The organism is Curvibacter sp. AEP1-3, assembly GCF_002163715.1.
GTDB lineage: Bacteria > Pseudomonadota > Gammaproteobacteria > Burkholderiales > Burkholderiaceae_C > Allorhodoferax.
Map to the genome: position 1 here is coordinate 1,142,994 of NZ_CP015698.1, position 24,268 is coordinate 1,167,261.

Annotated in this window: 20 protein-coding genes and 3 pseudogenes; 14 read left to right on the forward strand and 9 right to left on the reverse strand. The window is 59.9% G+C overall.

All coding sequences use genetic code 11. From position 1 onward, the window contains the following. Positions 1–68 precede the first annotated feature (68 nt). A complete protein-coding gene (locus AEP_RS05395; protein WP_087494440.1) occupies positions 69–962 on the forward strand; it encodes a LysR substrate-binding domain-containing protein in 894 nt (297 codons plus the stop codon). Here the strand turns inward: AEP_RS05395 and acnA are convergent. Next, on the reverse strand, positions 938–3,826 hold the full coding sequence (gene acnA, locus AEP_RS05400; RefSeq protein ID WP_087494441.1) for an aconitate hydratase AcnA: 2,889 nt from the start codon (positions 3,824–3,826) through the stop codon (positions 938–940). The two genes, AEP_RS05395 and acnA, sit on opposite strands and share 25 nt — an antisense overlap. Positions 3,827–3,995: 169 nt before the next feature. On the opposite strand from acnA, the gene AEP_RS05405 reads away from it, so the two are divergent. Beyond that, positions 3,996–6,227 carry a molybdopterin-dependent oxidoreductase gene (locus tag AEP_RS05405; RefSeq protein WP_087494442.1) on the forward strand — a complete coding sequence of 744 codons (2,232 nt, stop codon included), beginning with the start codon at positions 3,996–3,998 and terminating at the stop codon, positions 6,225–6,227. A 105-nt stretch (positions 6,228–6,332) separates the two neighbouring features. After that, complete coding sequence (locus AEP_RS05410; RefSeq protein ID WP_157673056.1) at positions 6,333–7,085, forward strand: substrate-binding periplasmic protein; 753 nt, start codon at positions 6,333–6,335, stop codon at positions 7,083–7,085. Between the two features lie 51 nt (positions 7,086–7,136). Here AEP_RS05410 and AEP_RS05415 read toward each other — a convergent pair whose 3' ends face one another. Further along, positions 7,137–8,033 carry a LysR family transcriptional regulator ArgP gene (locus AEP_RS05415; RefSeq protein ID WP_087494444.1) on the reverse strand — a complete coding sequence of 299 codons (897 nt, stop codon included), beginning with the start codon at positions 8,031–8,033 and terminating at the stop codon, positions 7,137–7,139. 81 nt (positions 8,034–8,114) lie between these two features. Here AEP_RS05415 and AEP_RS05420 point away from each other — a divergent pair, with 81 nt between their 5' ends. Next, positions 8,115–8,771 carry a LysE/ArgO family amino acid transporter gene (locus AEP_RS05420; RefSeq protein WP_232459936.1) on the forward strand — a complete coding sequence of 219 codons (657 nt, stop codon included), beginning with the start codon at positions 8,115–8,117 and terminating at the stop codon, positions 8,769–8,771. A 30-nt stretch (positions 8,772–8,801) separates the two neighbouring features. Then, the gene (locus AEP_RS05425; protein ID WP_087494445.1) at positions 8,802–9,182 is read left to right on the forward strand and encodes an MAPEG family protein; all 381 of its coding nucleotides are present in this window, start codon (positions 8,802–8,804) and stop codon (positions 9,180–9,182) included. A 21-nt stretch (positions 9,183–9,203) separates the two neighbouring features. Here the strand turns inward: AEP_RS05425 and AEP_RS05430 are convergent, their stop codons facing one another. Further along, positions 9,204–9,812 carry an IMPACT family protein gene (locus tag AEP_RS05430; protein WP_087497197.1) on the reverse strand — a complete coding sequence of 203 codons (609 nt, stop codon included), beginning with the start codon at positions 9,810–9,812 and terminating at the stop codon, positions 9,204–9,206. Between the two features lie 52 nt (positions 9,813–9,864). On the opposite strand from AEP_RS05430, the gene AEP_RS05435 reads away from it, so the two are divergent. After that, entirely contained in the window at positions 9,865–10,578 is a 714-nt protein-coding gene (locus tag AEP_RS05435; protein ID WP_087494446.1) for a hypothetical protein, read from the forward strand. Between the two features lie 55 nt (positions 10,579–10,633). Here the strand turns inward: AEP_RS05435 and AEP_RS05440 are convergent, their stop codons facing one another. Beyond that, positions 10,634–11,260: a TetR family transcriptional regulator gene (locus AEP_RS05440; protein WP_087494447.1), complete on the reverse strand. Its 627-nt coding sequence runs from the start codon at positions 11,258–11,260 to the stop codon at positions 10,634–10,636. Positions 11,261–11,448: 188 nt separating this feature from the next. Here AEP_RS05440 and AEP_RS05445 point away from each other — a divergent pair, with 188 nt between their 5' ends. Genes AEP_RS05445 through AEP_RS05455 form a run of 3 tightly spaced genes read left to right on the forward strand, consistent with a single transcriptional unit; the run spans position 11,449 to position 17,312 of the window. Then, a complete protein-coding gene (locus AEP_RS05445; RefSeq protein ID WP_087494448.1) occupies positions 11,449–12,705 on the forward strand; it encodes an efflux RND transporter periplasmic adaptor subunit in 1,257 nt (418 codons plus the stop codon). A gap of 19 nt (positions 12,706–12,724) precedes the next feature. Continuing rightward, a complete protein-coding gene (locus tag AEP_RS05450; RefSeq protein WP_087494449.1) occupies positions 12,725–15,880 on the forward strand; it encodes an efflux RND transporter permease subunit in 3,156 nt (1,051 codons plus the stop codon). Beyond that, a complete protein-coding gene (locus tag AEP_RS05455) occupies positions 15,873–17,312 on the forward strand; it encodes an efflux transporter outer membrane subunit (RefSeq protein WP_087494450.1) in 1,440 nt (479 codons plus the stop codon). The genes AEP_RS05450 and AEP_RS05455 overlap by 8 nt, the downstream gene beginning before the upstream one ends. Positions 17,313–17,380: 68 nt before the next feature. On the opposite strand, the gene AEP_RS05460 is transcribed toward AEP_RS05455, so the two are convergent. Next, positions 17,381–18,118 (reverse strand): hypothetical protein, encoded by a 738-nt coding sequence (locus AEP_RS05460; RefSeq protein WP_087494451.1) that lies wholly within the window; start codon positions 18,116–18,118, stop codon positions 17,381–17,383. A gap of 495 nt (positions 18,119–18,613) precedes the next feature. Here AEP_RS05460 and AEP_RS05465 point away from each other — a divergent pair, with 495 nt between their 5' ends. After that, positions 18,614–19,066: a DUF3617 domain-containing protein gene (locus AEP_RS05465; protein WP_087494452.1), complete on the forward strand. Its 453-nt coding sequence runs from the start codon at positions 18,614–18,616 to the stop codon at positions 19,064–19,066. 76 nt (positions 19,067–19,142) lie between these two features. On the opposite strand, the pseudogene AEP_RS05470 reads toward AEP_RS05465, so the two are convergent. Beyond that, positions 19,143–19,592, reverse strand: a pseudogene (locus AEP_RS05470) (integrase core domain-containing protein); the annotation flags it as partial. Between the two features lie 79 nt (positions 19,593–19,671). Between AEP_RS05470 and AEP_RS20625 the strand changes: the two are divergent. After that, positions 19,672–19,866 carry a hypothetical protein gene (locus AEP_RS20625; protein WP_157673057.1) on the forward strand — a complete coding sequence of 65 codons (195 nt, stop codon included), beginning with the start codon at positions 19,672–19,674 and terminating at the stop codon, positions 19,864–19,866. A 100-nt stretch (positions 19,867–19,966) separates the two neighbouring features. Here the strand turns inward: AEP_RS20625 and AEP_RS05475 are convergent. From AEP_RS05475 to AEP_RS05485, 3 genes and pseudogenes are all read right to left on the reverse strand, one after another. Then, a pseudogene (locus AEP_RS05475) lies at positions 19,967–20,712 on the reverse strand (transposase); the annotation flags it as partial. A gap of 161 nt (positions 20,713–20,873) precedes the next feature. Beyond that, positions 20,874–21,431, reverse strand: a complete 558-nt coding sequence (locus tag AEP_RS05480) for a hypothetical protein (protein ID WP_087494453.1) — start codon at positions 21,429–21,431, stop codon at positions 20,874–20,876. A gap of 267 nt (positions 21,432–21,698) precedes the next feature. Continuing rightward, positions 21,699–22,739: a hypothetical protein gene (locus tag AEP_RS05485; RefSeq protein ID WP_087494454.1), complete on the reverse strand. Its 1,041-nt coding sequence runs from the start codon at positions 22,737–22,739 to the stop codon at positions 21,699–21,701. 197 nt (positions 22,740–22,936) lie between these two features. Here AEP_RS05485 and AEP_RS05490 point away from each other — a divergent pair. From AEP_RS05490 to AEP_RS05500, 3 genes and pseudogenes are all read left to right on the forward strand, one after another. Next, positions 22,937–23,161, forward strand: a pseudogene (locus AEP_RS05490) (hypothetical protein); the annotation flags it as partial. A 151-nt stretch (positions 23,162–23,312) separates the two neighbouring features. Further along, positions 23,313–23,645, forward strand: coding sequence for a YciI family protein (locus AEP_RS05495; RefSeq protein WP_087494456.1), 333 nt, complete (start codon positions 23,313–23,315; stop codon positions 23,643–23,645). A 213-nt stretch (positions 23,646–23,858) separates the two neighbouring features. Then, positions 23,859–24,227 carry a hypothetical protein gene (locus tag AEP_RS05500; RefSeq protein ID WP_157673059.1) on the forward strand — a complete coding sequence of 123 codons (369 nt, stop codon included), beginning with the start codon at positions 23,859–23,861 and terminating at the stop codon, positions 24,225–24,227. The last annotated feature ends 41 nt before the right edge of the window (positions 24,228–24,268 follow it).

Genomic DNA, 24,268 nt, shown 5'->3' on the forward strand with positions numbered 1-24,268 from the left:
TGCTTCACGAAAACCTGAATAGACGGTAAATTTCGCTTTTACCGTGAAGTAAAACTTAACAATTAGCTATGGACCAACTCAAACGCATGGCCGTATTTGCCGAAGTGGTTGCTGCCGGCAGCCTGAGCGGCGCAGCCCGTCAGCTCGGCATGACGCCCTCGGCCGTCAGCCAGCACCTTCGCCAGCTGGAAGACGCACTGAGCCTGGCGCTGCTCCACCGGTCCACCCGCAAGCTGACGCTGACAGAGGCCGGCGCCCGCTATGTAGAGGGCTGCACCGCCATGGTGGCCGCGGCCCGCGCTGCAGACCAGGCGCTGGTGCTGCACCGGGACGAGCCCGAGGGTGAGCTGCGCATAACCGCCCCCATCGGCATGGGGGCCTTGTTGGCGCAAGTCTTGTTGCCCCTGAAGGACCATGCCAAGTTGCACATCAGCCTCTTGCTGGACGACGCAGTGCTGGACCTGATTGAAGACCGGGTGGACATTGCACTGCGCACCGGCAGCTTGCCGGACTCCAGCATGGTCTCGCGCCGGCTGGGCGTGATGGAAGCCCAGATGTGCGCATCACCCGCCTACCTGGCACAGCACGGCTGGCCCCAACACCCACGTGACCTTGCACACCATGCCTGGCTGGGTGGCCGCCCGTCAGGCAATGGCGAAGAAACCTTGGTGCTGCATGGACCGGGTGGAGAGACAGAGCGCGTGCAGGTGACAGGTCGGGTGCGGGCCTCGCAAGTCACCGTACTGCACTCCCTGTGCGTGGCAGGCTGGGGCATTAGCGTCACGGTGACCGAAGACGACCGCCGTGCCATGGCCGACGGCCGCCTGGTGCAGGTGCTACCCGACTGGAAGCTGCCCGAATTCGTGATCTATGCCGTCACCCCGCGACGGGGCGAGCAGCCTGCCAAAGTGCGGCATGCGCTCACCCTGCTGGCGGATTATTTCGGCAAGCTCACCGGCTGAGGGCCCAGCAACTGCCGCAACACAAAGGGCAGAATGCCGCCGGCGCGGTAGTAGTCCACCTCCACCGGAGTGTCTATGCGCAGCAGCAGGGTGTGGCGGGTCTGGGTGCCGTCTGCCCGGGTCACCAGCAGCTGCGCCTCGCTTTGGGGTGTGAGGTCGGCATCCGGAACGATGCTGATGGTCTCGTTACCCGTCAGTCCCAGGCTCTTCCAGCTCTCGCCGGCCTTGAACTGCAGCGGCAACACGCCCATGCCCACCAGGTTGGAGCGGTGAATGCGCTCAAAGCTCTGCGCCACCACCGCCTTGATGCCCAGCAACTGCGTGCCCTTGGCCGCCCAGTCCCGGCTGGAGCCGGTGCCGTATTCCTCGCCCGCGAACACCACCGTTGGAATGCCGGCTGCCTGGTAGCGGGTGGCAGCATCGAAAATGGAGAGCTTTTCTACGCTGCCGTCAGCGCCCTGGTACACGGTGACACCGCCCTCCTCACGCGAACCATCTTCTTTGGGCGGAACCATCAGGTTCTTGATGCGCACATTGGCAAAGGTGCCTCGCACCATCACCTCGTGGTTGCCGCGGCGCGCGCCATAAGAGTTGAAGTCCGCCTTCTGCACACCATTTGCCAGCAGCCACAGCCCGGCGGGCGAGCTCTCTTTGATGTTGCCCGCGGGCGAGATATGGTCGGTAGTGATCGAGTCCCCGAACAGCGCCATGATGCGAGCGCCCTGCACCGCCTCCGCCGACACTTTGGAGCCTTTTATGCCCTTGGCGCCCGTGGAATCTGCGCGAGCAGCTCCTTTTTCCATAGCAAACGTATCAAAGAACGGCGGCTTGGCGATGTAGGTACTGGCCGGCCAGGTGTAGGTCTGGCCGCTCACGCCCTTGATCTTTTCCCACAGCTTGCCCGGCTCTGACTTCACCTTGGCGTAGTTGGCGCGGAAGGCTTTGCCGTTCATCGCAAATTTGAGCAGCTTGTAGATTTCGTCGCTGCTGGGCCAGATGTCGCCCAGGTACACATCTTTGCCACCTTTGCCCTGCCCCACCGGCTGGGTCATCAGGTCGCGGGTCACGTTGCCAGCAATCGCAAAGGCCACCACCAGCGGCGGGCTGGCTAGGAAGTTGGCCTTGAGGTTGGGGTGAATGCGTGCCTCGAAGTTGCGGTTGCCCGACAGCACCGCCGCGCAGACGAGGTCGTTTTCGGTAATCACCGCGTTGAGCTCGGGCGCCAGGTCGCCGGCATTGCCGATGCAAGTGGTGCAGCCGTAGCCCGCCAGCGAAAAGCCCAGCTTCTCCAGGTAAGGCAAGAGGCCGGTTTCCTGCAGATATTCGGTCACGATGCGCGAACCCGGTGCCAGGCTGGTTTTGATATGCGGCGCCACCGTGAGCCCAGCCTTGACCGCCTTTTTGGCGAGCAGGCCAGCGGCCAGCAAGACGCTGGGGTTGCTGGTGTTGGTGCAGCTGGTGATGGCTGCAATCAACACATCGCCGTTTTGCACCAGCAGAGGCGTGGGCTCCGCCTTGCCTTTTTTGGCAGGCGTCTCCGCCGTTGCAGTTACGTGCACAGGTGCGGGATACAGCATGTGCAGCGTGGCAGCGTCTTTGTTGAAGCCGTTGGCAGTACCCGGCAGGCTGAACAGCTCGGTGAATTTGTCTGCCACATGGCCCAGCTCGATGCGGTCCTGCGGGCGCTTGGGGCCGGCCAGGCTGGGCGTGACATCGCGCAGGTCGAGCTTGACCACACGGGTGTAAGCAATGTCCTTCATCTCGGCAGACGCGCTCTTGCCGCCCGGCACACCGAACAGGCCTTGGGCGCGGAAGTAGGCTTCAAACGCCTCGATCTCGGCCTTGGTGCGGCCGGTGCCCTTAAAGTAATCTAGGGTGCGCGCATCCACTGGAAAGAAGCCCATGGTGGCACCGTACTCGGGCGCCATGTTGGCAATGGTGGCGCGGTCCGGAAGAGCCAGGTTTTCGGTGCCTTCGCCAAAGAACTCCACAAAGCTGCCCACCACTTTTTCGCGGCGCAGCATCTCGGTCACCCGCAGCACCAGATCCGTGGCGGTCACGCCCTCGCACAGCGCGCCGGTGAGCTCAAAGCCGACCACGTCCGGCGTCAAAAAGTACACCGGCTGACCGAGCATGGCGGCCTCCGCCTCGATGCCGCCCACGCCCCAGCCCACCACGCCAATGCCGTTGATCATGGTGGTGTGGCTGTCGGTGCCCACCAGGGTGTCGGGGTAGTAGATGGGCGCTTGCTTGCTGCCATCGGCCGCGCGGGGCTGCTTGGCTTTGTGCACGCCGCGTGCCAGAAACTCCAGGTTCACCTGGTGCACGATGCCAAAGCCCGGAGGCACCACGCCAAAAGTGTCGAAGGCCTGCATGCCCCACTTCATGAATTCGTAGCGCTCGCGGTTGCGCTGGAATTCCAGCTTCATATTCAGGTCCAGCGAGTTTTTGTGGCCGTAGTCGTCCACCATGATGGAGTGGTCTACCACCAAGTCCACCGGCACCAGCGGCTCAATCCGTGCCGGGTCTGCGCCCAGCGCGGCGGCCGTGCTGCGCATGGCGGCCAGGTCGGCCAACAGGGGCACACCCGTAAAGTCCTGCAGCACCACGCGGCTCACCACAAACGGAATCTCGGCAGTGCGCTCGGCTTGAGGCTGCCAGTTGGCCAGTTGGGCCACGTGCGAGGGTGTGAGCTTGCGGCCATCGCAGTTGCGCAGCACGCTCTCCAGCACGATGCGCAAGGACAGCGGAAGGCGGCGTATGTTGGGGAACTGCCGCGCCAAATGCGGCAGCGAATAGAGTTGCCCGGCTTTGCCGGAGGCAGTTTCAAAAGGCCGGAGGGTGGATGCGAATGCGTGTGGCACTAGGGGCTCCCCATGGACATGAAAGAAACATTCTGTCAGCAGCACAATGACTGTTCTGTGACCAGTGGCTTTACCCGCCTGTGGGCCGGCGCAGCCTTGTCACGTGTGTACTGGACGCCTCGCACCATACAGGCCATAAAGCGCAATCGCAACCAAAAGCACCAGAATCATGAGCGAGACAAACCACCCCGTGCACACCCACCACCGTATCTGCCCCCTGTGCGAGGCCTGCTGCGGGCTGGAAATCAAGGTCCAGGACCAGAAGGTCATCAGCATCCGCGGGCACGAGGCCGATGTGCTGAGCCGCGGCTATATCTGCCCCAAGGCGATTGCCCTCAAAGACCTGCATGAAGACCCCGACCGCCTGCGCACCCCGCTGATCAAGCGCAACGGCAAACACGAACCCGCGACCTGGGACGAGGCCTTTGCCGAAATCGAGAAGCGCCTCCCCCCCCTCATGGCCGCGCACGGCAAGCACGCTGTGGCCATGGCCGTGGGCAACCCGTCTGCCCACAAGATCGGCCTGCTCACCTACTTCGGAAAGCTGGCGCGCGCCATCGGCAGCCGCAACGTGTTTTCCGCATCGACCCTGGACCAAATGCCCAAGCAACTGGCCAGCGGCCTGATGTTCGGCCACTGGCTCTCCACTGCCCTGCCCGACATCAGCCGCACCGATTTGCTGGTGGTGATTGGGGCCAACCCGCTGGCCAGCAACGGCAGCATGTGGACCGTGCCCGACTTCAAGGGCAAGGCCAAAGCGCTGCAGGCCCGGGGGGGCCAGCTCATCGTGATCGACCCGCGCCGCACAGAAACAGCCGCCGTGGCCGACGCGCACCACTTCATCCGCCCGGGGGCCGACGTGTTTTTGCTGGCGGCCATGGTGCAGGTGCTGTTTGCCGAAAACCTGGTGAACCTGGGACGCGTGGCCCCTTGGGTGCAAGGCACCGAAGAGGTTCGCGCAGCGGTAGCCAGCTTCACGCCTGAAGCCGCAGCCGCCCGTTGCGGCATGCCGGCCGACACCATCCGCAGCCTGGCGCGCCAGATTGCCAGCACGCCCAAGGCGGCGGTGTATGCCCGCATTGGCACCTGCACCCAGCAGTACGGCACGCTGGCGAGCTGGTTGGTGGATGTGCTCAACACCCTGACCGGCCACCTGGACATGGAAGGCGGCATGCTGTTTGCCAAATCTGCCGCCTTTGCCAGCAACACCGTCGGCAAACCCGGCATTGGCAAAGGCGTGAGCACAGGCCGCCACCATGCCCGCGTGAGCGGCGCACCCGAGGTGTATGGCGAACTGCCCATCACCTGCATGGCCGAAGAGATCGAAACACCGGGCGAGGGCCAGGTGCGTGCACTGATTACCGTGGCTACCAACCCGGTACTCTCCAGCCCGGACGGCCCGCGCCTTGCCAAAGCCTTGGACTCGCTGGACTTCATGGTCAGCCTGGACATCTACCTGAACGAAACCACCCGCCATGCCGATGTGATCCTGCCCGGCCTCTCGCCGCTCGAAGACTTGCACTACGACGTGGCTTTCCCCCAGCTCTCGTGGCGCAACCACGCGCGCTACAGCGCACCCGTATTGCCCCGCCCCGAAGGACAGCCCGAAGAGTGGCAGACCCTGCTCAAGCTCACCGCCATCGTGCAAGGCCAGGGCGCCCGGCAGGACGCCGACCTGCTCGACGACCAGCAGTTTGCCGATGACGCCAACCGCCTGTTCGGCCCCCATGCCGCTGCTGTGATCGCAGCAACCGGCAGCTTGCGCGGCCCCCAGCGCGGGCTGGACGTGGCACTGCGCAGCGGCCCCTACGGCGACCAGTTCGGCCTGAAGCCTGAAGGTTTGAATCTGAAAAAGGTCATGGCCGCCAGCGACAGCGGTGGCATTGACCTGGGCGAGCTGCAACCCCGCATTCCCGAAATCCTGCGCACCCCCAGCGGCAAAGTGGAGCTCACGCCTCCGCTTTTGCTACAAGATTTGGAGCGCGCCGCGCAGGATCTGCGGGCGCCAGCACCCGATTTGGTCATCATCGGCCGGCGGGATGTGCGCACCAACAACAGCTGGATGCACAACCTGCCCACGCTGGCCAAAGGTCCTTTCCGCTGCACGGCGCTGATCCACCCTGACGATGCTGTGCGCTACGGAGTGGCGGATGGAGGTATGGCCACCCTGCGCAACGGGCACCGCAGTGTGCAGGCGCAAGTGCAGGTCAGCACCGACATGATGCCCGGCGTGGTCAGCCTGCCGCACGGCTGGGGCCACAACCTGCCGGGCGCGCAGCTGCGGGTAGCGGCAGAGCGCCCGGGCGCCAACATCAATGCCTTGCTCGATGACCAACTTCGGGACCCGCTGTCGGGCAACGCCGTGCTGGGCGGCGTGGCCATCACTATGGAAGCTGCATGAAGGTAACTAAGGCCAGATAGTCAAGATTGGAGGGGCGGACTCTACTCTCAGGTTGAAAAGGCATTTAGGATGTCCGGACACTTCGAGAATAGGTTGGAAAGCCCCATGAGAACAGCGTTGCGTTTGGCTACGGCTTGTCTGGTCATGTCCCTGACGCTGGCCGCCCACGCCCTGACTTTCCGCGCAGCGAGCGATCCTTACCCACCCTATGGTGACCCCAAGCATCCCGACGGCGGCTTGGGAATCGAGATCATCCGCTCGGCCTACAAGACGCAAGGCCATGAGGTCACGATGGAATATGTGCCTTGGGCGAGGGCAGAAGCCGGGGTCAAAAACGGGACCTACGACATCCTCCCCTTCACATGGCGAACAGATGCCCGAGAGAAAGTGCTGCTTTTCAGCGCACCGTTTGCCGTGGGCAATGTCCGCTTCATCAAACGCAAGGGCGACCCCTTCAATTTTCAGGGAATGGAAAGTCTGGAAGGAAAGCGCATAGGCGTTATCCAAGGCTATGGGTATAGCGATGCCTTTGCGCAGTCCACCGGCTTCATGCGGGAAAACGGAAAAGACCTTCCCACCAATGTCCACAAGCTCCTGCTAAAGCGCCTGGACCTGACGATCGAAGACGAAACCGTGGCTCGCGCGGCCCTCTTTGCAGACGGCCCCGACATGCTGGAACAGATTGAATTCGTGAAAACGCCTTTGGCAGTCAACCCCCTCTACATCACCGCGGGAATGCAAAACCCGTTGGCTCAGGAAATCATCAGCGCCTTCAACAAGGGGCTGGAGATCATCAAAGCTAATGGCACGTATGACCGGATCTTCAAAAAATACGGTGTAGAGCGTTCTGTACGCTGACACGCTCCGGACTCCTTCCGGCGCGAGAGCCTGCCTCGCTCCAGGGACAGCCTAGAGCAGTGCCTGCCCTGCCGCAGCCACCACGCTGCGGGTGAGTCTCTCCAGTTCCGGCAAGGGCTGCTGGGCGACTTGCCAATACAGCGGCACATCCAGCGCGCGACCCGGCACCAGCTCCACCAGACGGCGCTTGTCCATATGATCTTGCACCGAGAGCAGCGGGTTCATGCCCCAGCCCACATCGGCCAGCGCCGCATCCACAAAAGCCTGCGATGAAGGCAAGCGGTGGGCCGGCAGCATCACATCGCGGCGCAGCTGGCGGCGCACCCATCGCTCCTGCAGACGGTCGTTGCGGTCAAACACGATACTGGGTGCGCGGGCCAGGGTGTCGGCATTCACCCCCCCGGCGAAGTGCTGTTGCATAAAGGCTGGCGAGGCCGTGGCGCAATAGCGCAAGGTGCCCAGCTTGCGCACTTTGCAGCCCTGCACCGCCTTGGCATGCGAGGTCACCGCGGCCAACACATGCCCACGGCGCAGCCATTCGTTGGTCTGGTCCTGATCGTCCACCGCCACATCCAGCAGCACCCGGCTCTGCGCGCAGAAGTCGCGCATGGCAGTCACGAACCAGGTGCTCAGGCTGTCTGCATTGATGGCAATGCGGATGGTGGTGTGCTCGGCCTGCGCGTCTTCCGGGGCCAAGGCCGGCAGGTCACGCCGCAAATCGTGCTCCAGCATGGCCACCGAATCCGCATGGCGGCAGATGCGGGCACCTGCCTCGGTGGCAGTACATGGCTGCCCCCGCACGATCAGCACCGCCCCCACCCGCTCTTCCATCTGGCGGATGCGCTGCGACACCGCCGATGGCGTGATGTGCAGTACCCGCGCGGCGCGCTCGAAGCTGCCTTCGCGCACCACAGCGGCGACAGTGGCAAGCAATGTGGATTCCAGCATGATCAAGCTTAATGAAGTGTGGCTAATTCCAGCGTAGCAGATTTCATGTGATTTTCAGCACTTCAATCCGATACTTGCGCCATGCAAGCACCCTCCGACTTCCTGGCCACTCTTACCACCGCACTGCCCAGCGTCATGACCGGCCTGACGCTCAGCCTGTCACTCATCATGGCCATCGGTGCCCAAAACACCTTTGTGCTGCGCCAAGGGCTGCGCCGTGAACATGTGGCTGCTGTGGTGGCCGTATGCGCCCTGCTGGATATCACCTTGATGACCATCGGCGTGAGCGGGCTGGCCGCTACCCTGGGCAACTATCCGCGTGCCTTGAACGCGCTGGCACTGGCCGGCGCTGCCGTGGTGGGCTGGTACGGACTCTCGGCATTGCGCCGGGCGCTGGCGCCACATGCCATGCATGCGCAGCTCCAGGGCGCTCCGCAAACGCTGCGTAAAACCGTCATTCAGGTATTGACCATCAGCCTGTTGAACCCGCATGTGTATCTGGACACCGTGATTCTGGTGGGTGCGGTCGGTGCCAAGCAGGCCGCCGGCACCCAGGGCTGGTTTCTGGTGGGAGCCGGTGGCGCCAGCGCGCTGTGGTTCATCACCCTGGGCTTCGGCGCGCGGCTTCTCAGCCCGCTGTTTGAACGCCCTGTGGCATGGCGGGTGCTGGACCTCCTGGTCGCGGCGATGATGGGCCACATCGCCTACAGCTTGTGGTCGCAAGCGACTGTACTGTAGGCTCAGCGCTCTTTCATCAAGGAGACAAATATGAATTGGTTGGATCTGGTCACCGCAGTGGCGATTGCGCAGTACATCTGGTTTGGAGTGCTGGTAGGCCAAGCCCGTGGACGTTACGGGGTGCATGCACCGGCCGTCACCGGCCATGAAACGTTTGAGCGCTATTACCGCGTGCAGATGAATACCCTGGAGCTGCTGGTGCCTATGGTGCCAGCCATGTACCTGGCGGCGCGCTACTGGTCGCCGGTGTGGGTGGCAGCCGCGGGCGCCGTCTACGTGGTGGGCCGATTCATTTATTTGCGCGCCTATGTCTCCGACCCCAAAACCCGCACCCTGGGTTATTCACTCAGCGCTTTTCCGCTGTTGGGCTTGTTGGTCGCGGTGGTTGCGGGCGTATTCATGGCGGCTTGAACGCCATTGCCGGCCGGCGGCTCACTCTGCCGGTTCTGCATCGGTCAGGTCTATCCATTCCACTTGCCCGCTACCAGCATCGTTGAGGCGGGCCACCAAAGCAGTAGCAGCGTGGGCGGGCAGCGCAAACTCCAGCTCTACCCGCTCGCCATGGCGCACCTCACCCAAGGTGGCACCCGCAGCGTCCAGCTCGCGGCGCATGCGACCTTCCTGCGGGTAGGGCACTGCGCACTTCAGCGCCTGCATTTTCACAATAGCTACTTTTTCGGCTTGCAGCAGAGCCTGCGCCACCGTGTCGGTGTAAGCGCGCACCAGCCCGCCTGCACCCAGGTTCACGCCACCGTAGTAACGCACCACCGTGGCCAGCACCCCTTCCAGATCCTGATGGCGTAGTACGTCCAGCATGGGCCGTCCGGCGGTACCGCTAGGCTCGCCGTCGTCTACCGCCGCCGAATGCCCACCCGCCATCAGCGCCCAACACACGTGCGTGGCGGTGGGGTGCTCGGCCCACAAGTCCGCCACCACCTTTTGCGCTGCAGCGCGATCCTCCACCGCTTGCACCCGGCCGATAAACCGGCTCTTTTTGACGATGAGTTCGCTGTTGCTGGGTTTTGCTATCGTGTGCGCCATGATCGGAGTGTAGATTCCGCCTGCACCGTCTTTTTCCTTCGTAACCATGTCCATGACCCGTCGCACCCGGTTTCTGCTGGCCCTGACCACCTTGCTCCTGGCGGCTCTGGCCGGTGGCGCCTATTGGCTGCATGGCAACCTGGACCGGCTGGTGCAGCAAGCCATTACCCGCTATGGCAGCGAGATCACCGGTGCGCCAGTCAGTGTGGCAGCCGCCAGACTGGAGCCCACCAATGGCCGCGGCGAGCTGCGGGGCTTGCGCATCGGTAACCCCGCCGGCTTCAAAACGCCCTATGCCGTGCAGGCAGACCGCATAGAGCTTGAGCTGGATCTCAGCTCACTCGCCTCGGACGTAGTGGTGATCCGCAAAGTTGCGGTCATTGCACCGGATGTGATTTATGAAAAAGGCGAGCGGCAAACCAACTTTGATGTGCTACAGGCGCAGATTGCCAAGGCCGTAGGCCAGTCTTCCAACACAAGCCCCGGTAAGAAACTGATCGTGCAGGAGCTGGTGGTGCGCAATGCCCGCGCGCAAGCCAGCGCGGCCTTCCTGAGTGGGAAAACCGTCACAGTGACATTACCCGACTTGCAACTGCGTGACCTGGGCAAAGCCGAAGGTGGCCTGACCCCGGCCCAGCTGGGCCAACGGATTGCAGCTGCCATGGAAAAGCGGCTGACCGCTGCGGTCAGCTTTGACAGGTTGCTTCAGTCGGTAGGCGGCGCACTGAACCGGGCGGGTGACGCCTTGCAGGGACTTTTCAAGTAAAAAGCGCGTCTTGCGCCGGTGGAATATGCGCGAGCAGCTATTTATTTAATAGCAATCACACTACCGATGAAGTCTTCAAGCCGGCCAGGTAAGCGTCCAGCGTAGCAAGGCCCACGGCTTCCAGGTCAAAGGCTTGCGGATCCAAGAGCCAGTTGTATTTGATACCACCCACCAGCGCAAACAGGCCGATGGTGGCGTTGCGCAGATGTGCATCCGCCTTGATGTGGCCCAGCTGCTGGGCTATCTGCAGCAGGCGCTGCATGTCGTCCATGCACTCGTTGCGGCCGCTGATCTTGCGCTGCTGCATTTCCTGCATTTCATCGACGTACTCCACCTTCTGCATCGCGATCTCGAACACGCGGCGCACTTGCGGTTCTGTTGCAACCTGGCGTAAAGCGGTGGCAGTGTTGCGGCGTATTTTGTCCAGCGGCCGTGCTTCGTCGTCCGGGGTGATTTCTGTCATGCGCGCCATCATGGGCAAGGTCACCCGCTCCATCATGGCGTGAAAGAGCTCACCCTTGTTGTCGAAATGCCAGTAAATGGCGCCGCGCGTCAAGCCGGCATCTTTGGCAATCTCCTGCAGGGAAGTGCGAGACACCCCGCGCTGGTGAAACACGCGTTCAGCAGCGTCAAGGATCAGTTCGCGGGTGGCTAAGGCTTCTTCTTTGGTGCGGCGGGCCATGGATTGACCTCATAGAAATGAGCGGGTATTGTAGTTTTTTCGATACATACATTCGTGCATGTATGTATACTAACCTCCATTGTCGCGGTCTGCTTCGCTATTTCTTGAGGGTTTGCCCTAGATCAAGCCGCCGGCAAGTCTCACCCCCGATTACCGCCCCAACTACCTCTGTCACAAGGGAATTCTGTATGTCGCTGTTCCGTCAGACCCAGGGTGCCTCACCCGCTCTCTCCTCCGGCCGTGTGGCCTTGTTGGCCATTCCATTGGCTGTAGCCCTGGTGGCCTGCGGCGCCAAAGACGGCGCTCAGGGCGCCGGCGGCCCGCCCGGTGGCGGCATGCCCCCTGCTGAAGTCGGTGTAGTGACCGTGTCCAGCCAGGCGGTGGCTTTGCAATCGGAATTGCCAGGCCGCGTCAGCGCCCTGCGCGTGGCACAAGTTCGCGCCCGTGTGAGCGGCGTAGTGCTGCAACGTGCCTTCCGCGAAGGCAGCGAAGTCAAAGCTGGCCAGGTGCTGTACCAACTTGACTCCGCCCCCTACCGCGCTGCGTTCGAGAGCGCCCAAGCTACCGTGGTGAAGGCCCAGGCCACGCTGGCGCAAGCCACCGCCCAAGTGGAGCGCAACAAAGCGCTGGTAGAAGCCAACGCCATCAGCAAGCAGGAATTCACCACCCTGCAAACCACCCAGCGCCAGGCAGAAGCCGATCTGGGTGTGGCCAAGGCGGCCGTGGAGACCGCACGCATCAACCTTGCCTACGCCACCATCACCGCACCGATTTCCGGCCGCATCGGCCAGTCTGCAGTGACCGAAGGGGCCTTGGTGGGTGCTGCTGACGCCACTGCGCTAGCCACCATCCAACAAACCGGCTCGGTGTATGTGAACTTCACCCAGTCCAGCACCGAAGTGCTGCGCCTGCGCAAAGCCATTGCCTCCAAGCAATTGCGCGCCTCGGGCGACGGCTCGGTACCGGTGCGCATCGTGCTGGAAGACGGCAGCGAGCTGCCCAAGGCCGGCAAGTTGCTATTCAGCGACTTGACGGTGGACGCCACCAGCGGCCAGATCACCCTGCGCGCCGAAGTGCCCAACGCTGACGGCCTGTTGCTGCCCGGCCAGTACGTGCGCGTGCGCTTGTCCCAGGCAGAACTGCCCTCCGGCATCATGATTCCGCAGCAAGCGGTGACCCGCACCAACCAGGGCGACACCGTGCTGGTGGTCGGCGAAGGCGGCAAGCCCGGTCCGCGCCCCGTGAAGCTCGGTGGCAATGCCATCAACAACCAGTGGGTGATTCTGGACGGCTTGAAAGAAGGCGACCAGGTCATTGTGGACGGCTTCCAGAAAATGATGGTGCCCGGCGCCCCCGTGAAGCCCGTGCCATGGACTCCCGGTGCCGCTCCCGCAGGCGCTGCTGCTTCCACCCCCGCTACAGCCGCGTCTGCAGCTGCCAAATAAATCGCTAGAGGCACATTCCATGGCTCAGTTTTTTATCAACCGCCCCATCTTCGCGTGGGTGATCTCGCTGTTCATCCTGGTGATGGGCGGCGTGGCCATCACCCAGCTGCCGATCTCGCAGTACCCGCCGGTGGCACCACCGTCCATCGTCGTGAACACCGCTTACCCCGGTGCATCGGCCCAAACGCTGGAGGATAGCGTGCTGTCCGTCATCGAGCGCGAAATGAACGGTTCCCCCGGCCTGATTTACATGGAGTCAGTCGCGCAAGCGGACGGCTCCGGCAGTATCACCCTGACCTTCGAGACAGGCACCAACGCCGACCTCGCGCAGGTAGATGTGCAAAACCGCTTGTCACGCGCCACACCGCGCTTGCCAGCAGCGGTCACGCAGCAAGGCGTGCGCGTGGACAAATCGCGCTCCAACTTTCTGATGTTCACCATGCTGTCCTCCGACAACCCGGAGACCAGCACGATTGAACTGGGCGACTACGCCTCGCGCAATATCGTGCCCGAGTTGCAACGCTTGCCCGGTATCGGCCAGGCCCAGCTATTCGGAACCGAGCGCGCCATGCGCATCTGGCTGGACCCGGCCAAGCTGGCGTCGTTCAACCTGTCTACCGCAGAAGTCAACGCCGCCATCAGCGCACAAAACGCGCAGGTGTCTGCCGGCGCCATTGGCGACCTGCCCAACATTACCGGCCAAAGCATTGCAGCGACCGTGGTGGTCAAAGGCCAGCTCGCCAGCGTGGCGCAGTTCGGCAATATCGCGCTGCGCAGCAACGCCGACGGCTCGGCCGTGCGTCTGAAAGACGTGGCTCGCATTGAGCTCGGCGCCCAGGCGTATGCCACCTCCGCCCGGTTGAATGGCAAGCCAGCCATCGGTATCGGCGTGCAGTTGGCCCCCAGCGGCAACGCCATGGCCGCAGCCAAAGCCGTGCGTGCCCGCATGACCGAGCTGCAGGCCTACTTCCCCAAAGGCATGAGCTGGAGCATTCCTTACGACAGCTCGCGTTTCGTGAACATCTCCATCAAGCAAGTGGCTGAAACCCTGGTCGAAGCCGTGGTACTGGTGTTCCTGGTGATGTTCCTGTTCTTGCAGAACTGGCGCTACACCATCATCCCGACCATCGTGGTGCCGGTGGCGCTGCTGGGTACTTTTGCCACCCTGCTGGCGCTGGGCTTCTCGATCAACGTGCTCACCATGTTCGGCATGGTGCTGGTGATCGGTATCGTGGTGGATGACGCCATCGTGGTGGTGGAAAACGTCGAGCGCATCATGAGCGAAGAAGGCTTGCCACCACTGCAAGCCACCAAGAAGGCCATGGGCCAGATTTCGGGCGCCATCATCGGTGTGACCGTGGTGTTGATTGCCGTGTTCGTGCCGCTGGCTTTCTTTGCAGGCTCGGTGGGCAACATTTACCGCCAGTTTTCTGCGGTAATGGTGAGCTCCATTGCGTTCTCGGCCTTCCTGGCCTTGTCGCTGACCCCCGCCTTGTGCGCCACGCTGCTCAAGCCTGTCGAGGCCGGCCACGCGCACGCCAAGACCGGCTTCTTCGGCTGGTTTAACCGCCGCTTTGACTCCACCGCCAAAGGCTACGAAAGCCTGGTGGCCCGCTTGCTGAAAAAAGCCGGCCGCTACCTGGTGATCTATGTGGCCATCATTGCCGGTGTGGCTGTGGTGTACCTGCGCTTGCCCACTTCCTTTTTGCCGGGTGAAGACCAGGGCAACATCATCGTGAACGTGCAGCTGCCCCCGGGTGCCACCCAACAGCGCACCTTGAAAGTGATGGAGCAAGTGGAAGGCTTTATTCTCAAGCAACCTGAAGTCGAAGGCATGGTGGCGGTGTTGGGCTTTAGCTTTTCCGGCCAGGGCCAGAACGCCGCATTGGCTTTCGTGACCCTGAAAGACTGGTCGCAGCGCGTGGGCCCCGAGCATTCGGCGCAGGCATTGGCCGGCCGCGCCTTCGGTGCACTCATGGGCATCCGTGATGCATTCATCTTCCCGCTGGCGCCGCCTCCCATTCCTGAATTGGGCAATGCCACCGGCTTTACCTTCCGCCTGCAAGACCGCGGAGGCAAGGGCCACGCGGCGCTCATCGGAGCACGCAACCAGCTGCTGGGTATGGCGTCCAAGAGCAAGGTGCTCACCCAAGTGCGCCCTGATGGTCTGGAAGATGCGCCGCAGCTGCAAATCGACATCGACCGCGACAAAGCGAGCGCTTTGGGTGTGAGCTTCAGCGCCATCAACAGCACCATCTCCACGGCGCTGGGTTCGAGCTATGTGAACGACTTCCCGAATGCGGGCCGCCTGCAACGGGTGGTGGTGCAAGCTGAAGGCACGGCGCGTATGCAGCCGGATGACATCCTGAAGTTCAACGCCATCAACAGCAGCGGCAAAGCAGTGCCCTTGTCTGCCTTTGCCACCACGCAATGGGTGACCGGCGCGATGCAAACCGTGCGCTACAACGGCTACTCCGCCGTGCGCATCAGCGGTGCAGCAGCTCCCGGCTTCAGCACCGGCGAGGCCATGGCCGAAATGGAGCAACTGGCAGCCAAGCTGCCCGAAGGCTTCGGCTTTGAGTGGACTGGCCAGTCCCGCGAAGAGAAGAAGGCCGGCTCGCAAGCGACTGTGTTGTATGCCTTCGCGATCCTGGCGGTGTTCTTGTGCCTGGCTGCGTTGTACGAGAGCTGGTCCATCCCCCTGGCGGTGATTTTGGTCGTGCCCTTGGGTGTGTTCGGTGTCGTGTTGGCCACCTTGTTCCGCGGCTACGCGAACGACGTCTACTTCCAGGTGGGTCTGATCACCATCATCGGTTTGTCGGCCAAGAACGCGATTTTGATTATTGAGTTCGCCAAGGACTTGCAAGCCCAAGGCAAGAGCGTGATCGAGTCCGCCTTGTCGGCAGCGCATCTGCGCTTCCGTCCCATCGTCATGACGTCGCTGGCGTTCATGTTGGGTGTGTTGCCTCTGGCGATTGCCAGCGGTGCGGGCTCGGCCAGCCAACGTGCCATCGGCACCGGCGTGATCGGCGGCATGGTAGCGGGCACCATCCTGGCGGTGTTCTTCGTGCCGATCTTCTTCGTGGTGGTGCGCAGCATCTTCAAGGGCAGCGAACGCCAACACCAATTCGACGTTGAACACGGACACCAGATCGGAGCGCAATCCCATGAGTAAGCATTCTTTCCAACGCCCTGCCCTGCGTCTGGCCACCCTGTCGACGGCGCTGTGGCTGGCTGGTTGCAGCTTTATCCCTACCTTCACCCGGCCCGCGGCTCCCGTGGCGCCTGCCTTCCCCCAAGTTGCGGTATCCAGCACACCCACAGCCGAAGCCAAAGCGGCGGCAGATATTGAGTGGCAAAGCTTTTTCAAAGACGCACGCCTCAAGCGCCTGATTGAGCTGTCTTTGGAGAACAACCGCGACCTGCGCGTGGCAGCCCTCAACATCGACGCGACCCGGGCCAAGCTGCAAGTGGCCCGTGCCGACCAGCTGCCCACCGTGAATGCTGGCATCAACGGCAGCCGCGGCCCGGCTGCCAGCGGCGCCATCACCAGCAGCTATACCGCCGGCCTGAGCGTCACGGCCTATGAGCTGGATTTCTTCGGCCGCGTGCGCGCCCTGAGCCAAGCGGCCCAGTCGCAACTGCTGGCGACCGAAGAAGCCCGCAAGACCGTGCAAATCAGCCTGATTGCGTCGGTCGCCAACACTTACCTGACCCTGTTGGCCGATGACGAGTTGCTGCGCATTACCCGTGAAACACTCAAGACCCGGCAAGAGAGCCTGCGCCTGATGCAGCTCAAGTACGACAACGAAGCTGCCTCCAAGCTGGACCTGAGCACCGCCCAGAGCCTGTTGGAAGCTGCCAAAGTGTCACTGGCCCAACAAACCCGCCAACGTGCGACTGACGAAAGTGCCTTGGTGCTGCTGGTAGGCCAGCCCTTGCCGGCGGACCTGCCGGCCGGCCTGGGCCTGGCAGAGCAAGGCTTCTTGAGCGACCTGCCGGCCGGGGTGCCGTCGGAGTTGCTGGTGCGCCGCCCCGATATGCGCCAGGCCGAGCAAAACCTGCTTGCGCTGAACGCCAACATCGGTGCAGCACGTGCAGCCTTCTTCCCGCGCATCACGCTCACTGCCAGCGCAGGCGTGGCCAGCAACGACCTGGACACCTTGTTCAGCAACGGTACCAGCGCCTGGACCTTTGTGCCCCAGCTGCTGATGCCCATCTTTGATGCGGGCCGCAACAAGGCCAACTTGGAAGCTGCCAAGGTGAACAAGGACATCGCCATCGCCCAGTACGAAAAAGCCATTCAGACCGGCTTCAAGGAAGTGGCCGATGCTTTGGCCGGCCGCGCCACCTTGGGCGAGCAACTGCAAGCCCAGACCGCGCAGCTCGTCGCTACCCAGACCACCATGCAACTGACCGACCTGCGCTTCAAAGCCGGAGCGGCCAGCTCGTTTGAGGTGTTGGAAGCTCAGCGCTCGCTGTTTGCAGCCCAACAGGCACAGGTGCAGGTGCAAACCCAGCAACTGCAAAACCTGGTGACCTTGTACAAAGTGCTGGGCGGTGGATGGACCGAAGCTGCCGACGTGCAAACAACAGCTCAGCCTTAAAGTAAAAACGGGCGCTAGCGCCCGTCGAATATGCGCGAGCAGCTCCTGAATCAGGAGCGCACGCGTTTTTACTTCTTGCCGCTGAACGTACCCGAAAAGTTGTATCCGGATCCGGAAACCGACCAGTTACCCGAAACCGTGGAGGCCCCGGCACTGATGGTTCCGCTGAATGACACAGTGACTGGATTACCGCCCAATGTTCCGGGGTTGCTCGAACTGAATCCGCCGCCACTTGCAATGTTGCCGGTCATCACGGCGCCGCCAGTGTTCGATATCGTGCCGGAAGTAATTTGGCCGCCACTATTCACAGTGAACGTAAACGTGCCACTGCTTGACCCGCTGTAGTTGCCGTTATAGGTACCGGCCATGGCCGCCAACAACGTGCCTTGCAAGTGAGTTTGTGCGTTCGAGTCGCCTACTGCCGCATGGGTGCCTGAGGTGGATGCACCATTCAGTGCCGCATAGGCGTTCGTAACTGCCGTGTCTGAATCGTAGGCACTGCTAGTCTGGGCAAAATTGATGGTACGGCCGACTGCCGCTGAGTGAATACCACTGGTGATTTGGATGCCGTTGGAAGGATTATTGTCATCGTCCACCGTTTGCAAGAACTTGGCGATGTTGGTGACAGTAACGTTGGTTTCGTCCGTCGCACCGCTGATCAGCGTGACAGGGCTCATAAATGCCTGAGCCACTGCAGAGCCCAGCACCACATCACCGACTTTGAAGGTGACCGTATCGCCGGACTTGTAGGTGAAATGTCCTGACGCATCCGTCTTTGCAGCTACCCCGCCAATCACATAGGTCAAGCCGGATACGGCACTGTCCGAGAAAACTCCTGTGAGGCTAGTCGTCCCCCCTGCGGAACTCCCACCGCCCCCTCCACCGCATGCCGAAAGCAACGCAGCACAAGCAAAAGTTGCGGCACCAAAAGCCAACTTCATCATGATCTCCCTGTAAAAATTTGTGCCAGATCATAGCGGCGTAAGGTGGCAAAAAAAATTGCAAAAAAATCAAAGTGATCGCTAAACGTAGCGTCAGGAACGAACTGTGAAGGCACCACTATTCATTGGTCAGCAAGGCCTGACTGACCGTCAACATCCTCTTCTTGAAGGGCTTTTTGCGTGCTACACAGTGACGGAAATTCTGTTCTTGAAATCAGCTGAGGCTTGTGGAATATGCGCTTGCAGCTCCTGAATCAGGAGCAAGTGTGAGCAGGCGTAAATCACCCGTTTGGGGGATAGGCACCCAAGCCCGCAGTCCATAGACTGCGGGCTTTCTTTTTGCCGGAAGTTATTGCACGCATGACACGCATCGCCCCCACCGCCCTCGCCCTGCTCCTGGTGAGCACATTTGCCCACGCGGGTGACAACATCCGCCCCGACCCCGGCATGTGGGTGGGTGTCACCAAACTATCGGTCGACCGCACCAACTGGCGCACCATGAGCGACACACGGGGCTGTATGACCAAAGAAGATGCAACAGATTGGGAGAGCAATGCACGCCAGCAAATTGCAGCTGCGCAATGCTCGGTACAAAGCTTGACCGTCGGCATGGGCAAGATCAGCGGCACCATTAGTTGCGCCAACGAAAACCAAGTGCAGATGAAAGTCGACGGCCGCTACGACAACCGGAGTTACGACATCGACCTCGTCTCCACCAGCACCATCATGATGCCCCCCACAGCCGGCGGCCAAGCAGTTCCCGTCAAGCTCTACGGCAAGTGGACGGGGCGGATGGTAGGAGCTTGTTCCTAGCAAAACTGGGCGCGAATGCAGAGGAAATTTGTCCGAACAACTTATTCATCAAAAGCAGTTTCGGGCGACAAGAATGTCAGCTCAAGGCTCGACGTCCCCCCGTATTTGAGTAGCAAATGATCTTGGAGTCCAAGGTTGAATTTAACTGCTTTTGAATAAGTGTTTTGGCGTATGCCGCCGGGGTCATTCCGCCAAGCGATCTCTTTGGTCGTTCTTCGTTGTATTCCTTTCTCCATGCTTCCACGACAACTCGGGCGTGATGCAAGCTGGTGAACCAGTGCTCGTTCAGGCATACATCCCGGAACCGTCCATTGAATGATTCGATGTAAGCGTTCTGGTTTGGCTTGCCGGGTTCGATCAGGAATAGCTGAACACCTCTTGCGTGCGCCCATGTCAGCATGGCCCGACTGTAGAACTCTTTGCCGTTGTCGGTTCTGATCGCCTTTGGCAGACCTCTGGTCGCGGCAAGCCGCTCCAGAATTCGCACCAGATGGTTTCCTCCCAACGCCCGCTCCAGCACGATGGCTGTGAACAATTAAAAGTAAATGGGAAAAAGCACAAGTTAGTGAGAAGAATTATTTTGAAATCTCATATTGGAAATCAACATGACTATTAGCAAACGTAAACCCTCCGCAAAAGTGCTTGCTAAAAGCCTATTTCGACTTGTTCTGGAGGCTGAGAGGCTTGCCGCAAAGCTAAATCAATTTGGTAATGGTCAGTACGTCACATCCGTTGAATCCGCAGCTCGTCAAATTTCAAGCGCAGCAATGCGCCTTGAACAGTCAGCATTCGGGAATTAGCAAAAAGTAGTCTCACTAACTTCTGCACTTTGTCTCATAAACTTCTATATGAAATCAGTAAAAACTGGCTTAATTTTCTCAACAACTTCTGATTATTCACAATGGCGACAGCTTCATGGGTCGCGTCATCGACGATGGTCAGGTTCTTGATGCTGCACCCCTCAGCGGTGCGATCAAACACGAAGTCCATGGACCACACCTGATTGGCTGCCGTGGGGGGTTCCAGGGGATGCCGATCTGCCAGAGGGATCTTCTTGCGCCTGCGCTTTTTCACCTGCAAGCCTGCCTCGGCGTACAAGCGGTCCACGCGCTTGTGTTTGACCTTCTCTCCTGCCTGGCGCAGCTTCAGGTAAATCATTCCGGCACCGTAACGCCGATGACGCTGGGCCAAGGAGATGATCTTCTCCTTGAGCGCACAGTTGCGGTCCTGGGCAGGCTCGTAGCGGTAGGCACTGGCGCTCATGCCAATGACGCGCAAGGAACAACGCTCGCTTAGTCCGTGGCTGACCAGGTGGCGCACCAGTTCGCGTCTGGCCGGTGCGCTCACCACTTTTTTCTCAAGGCTTCTTTCGTCACCTCGTTTTCCAGCATCGCTTCGGCCAGCAGCCGCTTCAGGCGTGCGTTTTCAGTTTCGAGCTCCTTTAGGCGCTTGGCAACTGATACGTTCATGCCGCCAAACTTGCTACGCCACAGGTAGTAGCTGGCCTCCGAAAAGCCATGCCTGCGGCACAGCTCGGCTACAGCCAGGCCCGCTTCCGCTTCCCGCAGGAAGCCAATGATTTGTTCTTCGGTAAATCTCTTCTTCACGTCCAATCTCCTGTCTATGGGATTGGACTCCAAGATCATTTGCTACTCAAATACGGGGGGACGTCGCTACATTTGGATCATCTGGCCGAAGATTAAACATATGAGATAGTCGCGTCCATGATTCATGAGCTATAAGTGACGCATAAAAAAGCCCAGACTAGTCTGGGCTTTTTTATGCGAGTTCTTAACTGTTGATCAGATTATGGACAGATAGCATTCATTACGTACGACACATCTGAGAAAGTAGTAGGTACGCATGCTGGAGCTGGAGTTTTCTTGTTCTTGTTCGAGTCGTCTTGCACCACTGTTCCGTCAATTACTACGGCCCCAACAACGAGCGCGGCAACAAGTGCATAGTTGATACCCGAAGTTCCCGTTGTCTGTTTGAGGTTAACCTCATCCGGACTCAGATTGAGGAGCGTGGCGTCTGTCAAAACATTCACACCATTCACATGCATGCTGTGAAGTGCTTTCGTATCTGCATCAAAACGTACATCAATCAGTTTTTTGGACTTATTCTCACTCAAGCTCAGTTTTGGAGTCACAAAGTCAAAAGCCGGCCCGTTCTGGGCCCGAATCACATTGACATTGAATCCGAAAGTGGGCGCAGGGGGCTTGGCCCGGGTACTGCCCCCCAAACTAATTCGGTATTCCACACCAGCACTTACTGCCCTAGGCTCGAAAGACTCAGCGTTTGACGCGGTTGATATGGTGGCCATCAGACCAGCTGCAATCAAGGCGAGAGGTTGGAATTTCATAAGATTTCAACTCAATGTAAAGAAATGTTAAGGCCCATCCTAATTTGATTCCCATCAATTCAGAGCAATACAAACCCTTCATCCGCGAATTTTGACTTATACGTCAGGCGTTTTGTTGCGGAATAACGTCGCATGCGACTCCCCAACGACTAACCTTGTATGGGGCTATTTCTGACAAAGCCATTCCAAACGTATGAAAGCAACTGTGTAGCCCGCCGATGTATGTGCCACTCACCGTCTGGCGTAGAAGGTAAGTCGGCAAGGGATTTAGCGTGGACTGGCGACAGCGAAGTGCTTTTCAGCCACTCGAAGCACCTCACGTTGAACGGCGATCGGGTCTGGTGCACGTCGCGTGTCCGTGGCGACAGCTGCAAGGCTGGCATCCAAAAAACGCTGCGGCGCACTGCGCAGCGTCAAGGCGTCAACCATCGAACTCGCGGAAGTGTTCCAACCCATCAGTTGACCGAGCCGAGTCTCGTAATTTAAGCGACGTGCCAACTCAGACTGCGCCTCGAAAAAGGCAAGGATTTGAGCGGGCGAAAAAACGCGGCTCCAAAGTGCAATTTGACGCTCAGGAGTGACCAAACGACCTGGAAGATAAAAGCCGTGGGATGGAATGTTCATCCAACTGCGGACCAAGTCAAATGAACGATTGACACGCACCGGCTCAGGCATCATTTTGGCCCCCCCCCCCGCTTCAAAGGCAAGTGCCACCAGTTCAGAACAGTAAAGCTCGCTAGCGTCCGCACTGTTGAAGTGTGCATCGAAACGGGTGGCGCGCTTGAAATGCATTCTGACAAAGTCCAGCATAAGCTCCACGTTCACATCTTCGGGCGGGTCATACAGTCCATAGACACGATCAGAGAGCACATAGTCCTGATAACGAATGCGCCGCGTTCCCCCCGCTTCGGCGTCGGGCAGTGTTTCACCTTTCAACGATATCCTGATCGCGTTAGTGTCGTAGACCCAAACTCCATCCGATTCGACCGAAATGATGCCAATGTGGGTCCATGGTAGAAATGTATCGGCAAACAACCCCACAAACAATCCCACTGCTTCCCGATTAGCCCAAACCAGAATGCGTCCTGAAACCAGCTCGGACTCAGGGGGCGCGTGACTGCGGTGCTCGGCAGCAACCTCCCAGTTGCTCTGCGATGGAAAGATAGACGTCGGGGAGACCGCGTAAGCGTCGGATTCACCCTCGTTAAGTGGCGCCAGCTCATTCACCACAGGGGCTGGCAAAGAGGAGCATCCCACCAGGGCAATCGCACCAACGAATGCAAACGATCTAAACCAGCGAGCGATCATTGTGAGGTCACTCTCAAGATCGCACGCGAGGATAGAGAATTTGGCTTCATGAAACCAAGTATGGCACGGGTTACAGGGCAGTCCTCAGCCGCAAACTCGGTTACAGCTTACGTTTTTGGCTCCTTACAGGCATACGACCTAGCTTGAGATCAAGCCCAACTCGTTTAACGACATCCGCATAAGCGGCGCAATGCTCGGTACAGAGCCTGACCGTGAGCATGGGCAAGATCAGCGGCACCATCAACTGCGCCACCGACACCCAAGTGCAAATGAAAATGGATGGTCGCTACGACAGCCGCAGTTACGACATCGGCCTCGTCTCCACCAGCACCATCATGATGCCCCCCACAGCCGGCGGCCAGGCAGTTCCCGTCAAGCTCTACGGCAAGTGGACGGGGCGGATGGTTGGAGTTTGTTCTTGATGAATTCCGGCTCTAGCGCCGATGGCGTGTGTGCGAAGAACTATTGATTGAGCAGCAGTTCAAGAATGTTTGTTTGCTTTAAATGGGAACCACATTTCCGCAATATTTTTCGATATTTCTAGAATCATGTTCCCTAATTTGAGGAATTGCCATGTTGTTCATTGTTCAATTCGAAGACATTGACACCGACCAGCCTGAACGGCTTCCAGAGCGGGCGTTGCACATGTCGAACCATGTGGCTTTTTTGGCAGCCCATGGTGATTGTGTCGTTGCTTCCGGCGCGCTACGAGACACGCCTGACGGCGTCCCCCAGGGCGGCATTTGGATCCTCAACGTGGATTCCAAAGCCGAAGCAGAGTCGCTCTACCAGGAGGACCCGTTTTGGAAAGCCGGACTTCGCAAGTCCGTGAAAGTAAGCCATTGGGCCAAGGCCCACTGGTCACCTGCATTCACTGAATGCATGCTCGCCATGAGCGAGAAATAGTCCACATCCACCAAGAGTTGAATGTCGGCCTCCACCCGACAAAACCTTGACAGGCAACGTTGGAATAAGTGTTTCCCGTGCGTCTGCCTCAGGATTATCCGAACCGAACCCCGGAACCTTGGCGCCTTGCAAGGTTGCGGGCAATATATGCTGCGCTGATATCAGTTTTGTGTACGGTGACGCACATACGCCCCCTGTAAAGGGTAACTAGTATTGACCCAGATCAAAACAGTAGGTGATATGACCAAAGTACAGAAAACAGATGAGCAATCGATGCAGAAAATTTTGAAGCAGGCGGAACTCGTAGCTTTAGATGTGGCGAGAGCCGAAGCCATTGTCGACCATGCACTAGAAGCTGCCGCGATGGCGATGGCGGCAAAAGGGACCGTTGGCGCTTCGGAGATGACTGAATACGCCAAGGAAATTTTGCAAGTTGCAAGCAGCGCTGCGAAAAAAGCTCTACAAGTGGCCAAGAAAGAAGCTCACATTACGCTGGAGTTGGCAAGCAAGCTAGCCAAAGAGAGACTCGCAGAAGAAGATCTCAAGTTGGCCGCGGCTGAGCCACTTGCGGTATCCAAGTGAATCCGTACAAGCCGGCAACCGCTGCCAAGCAGCCGGATTAC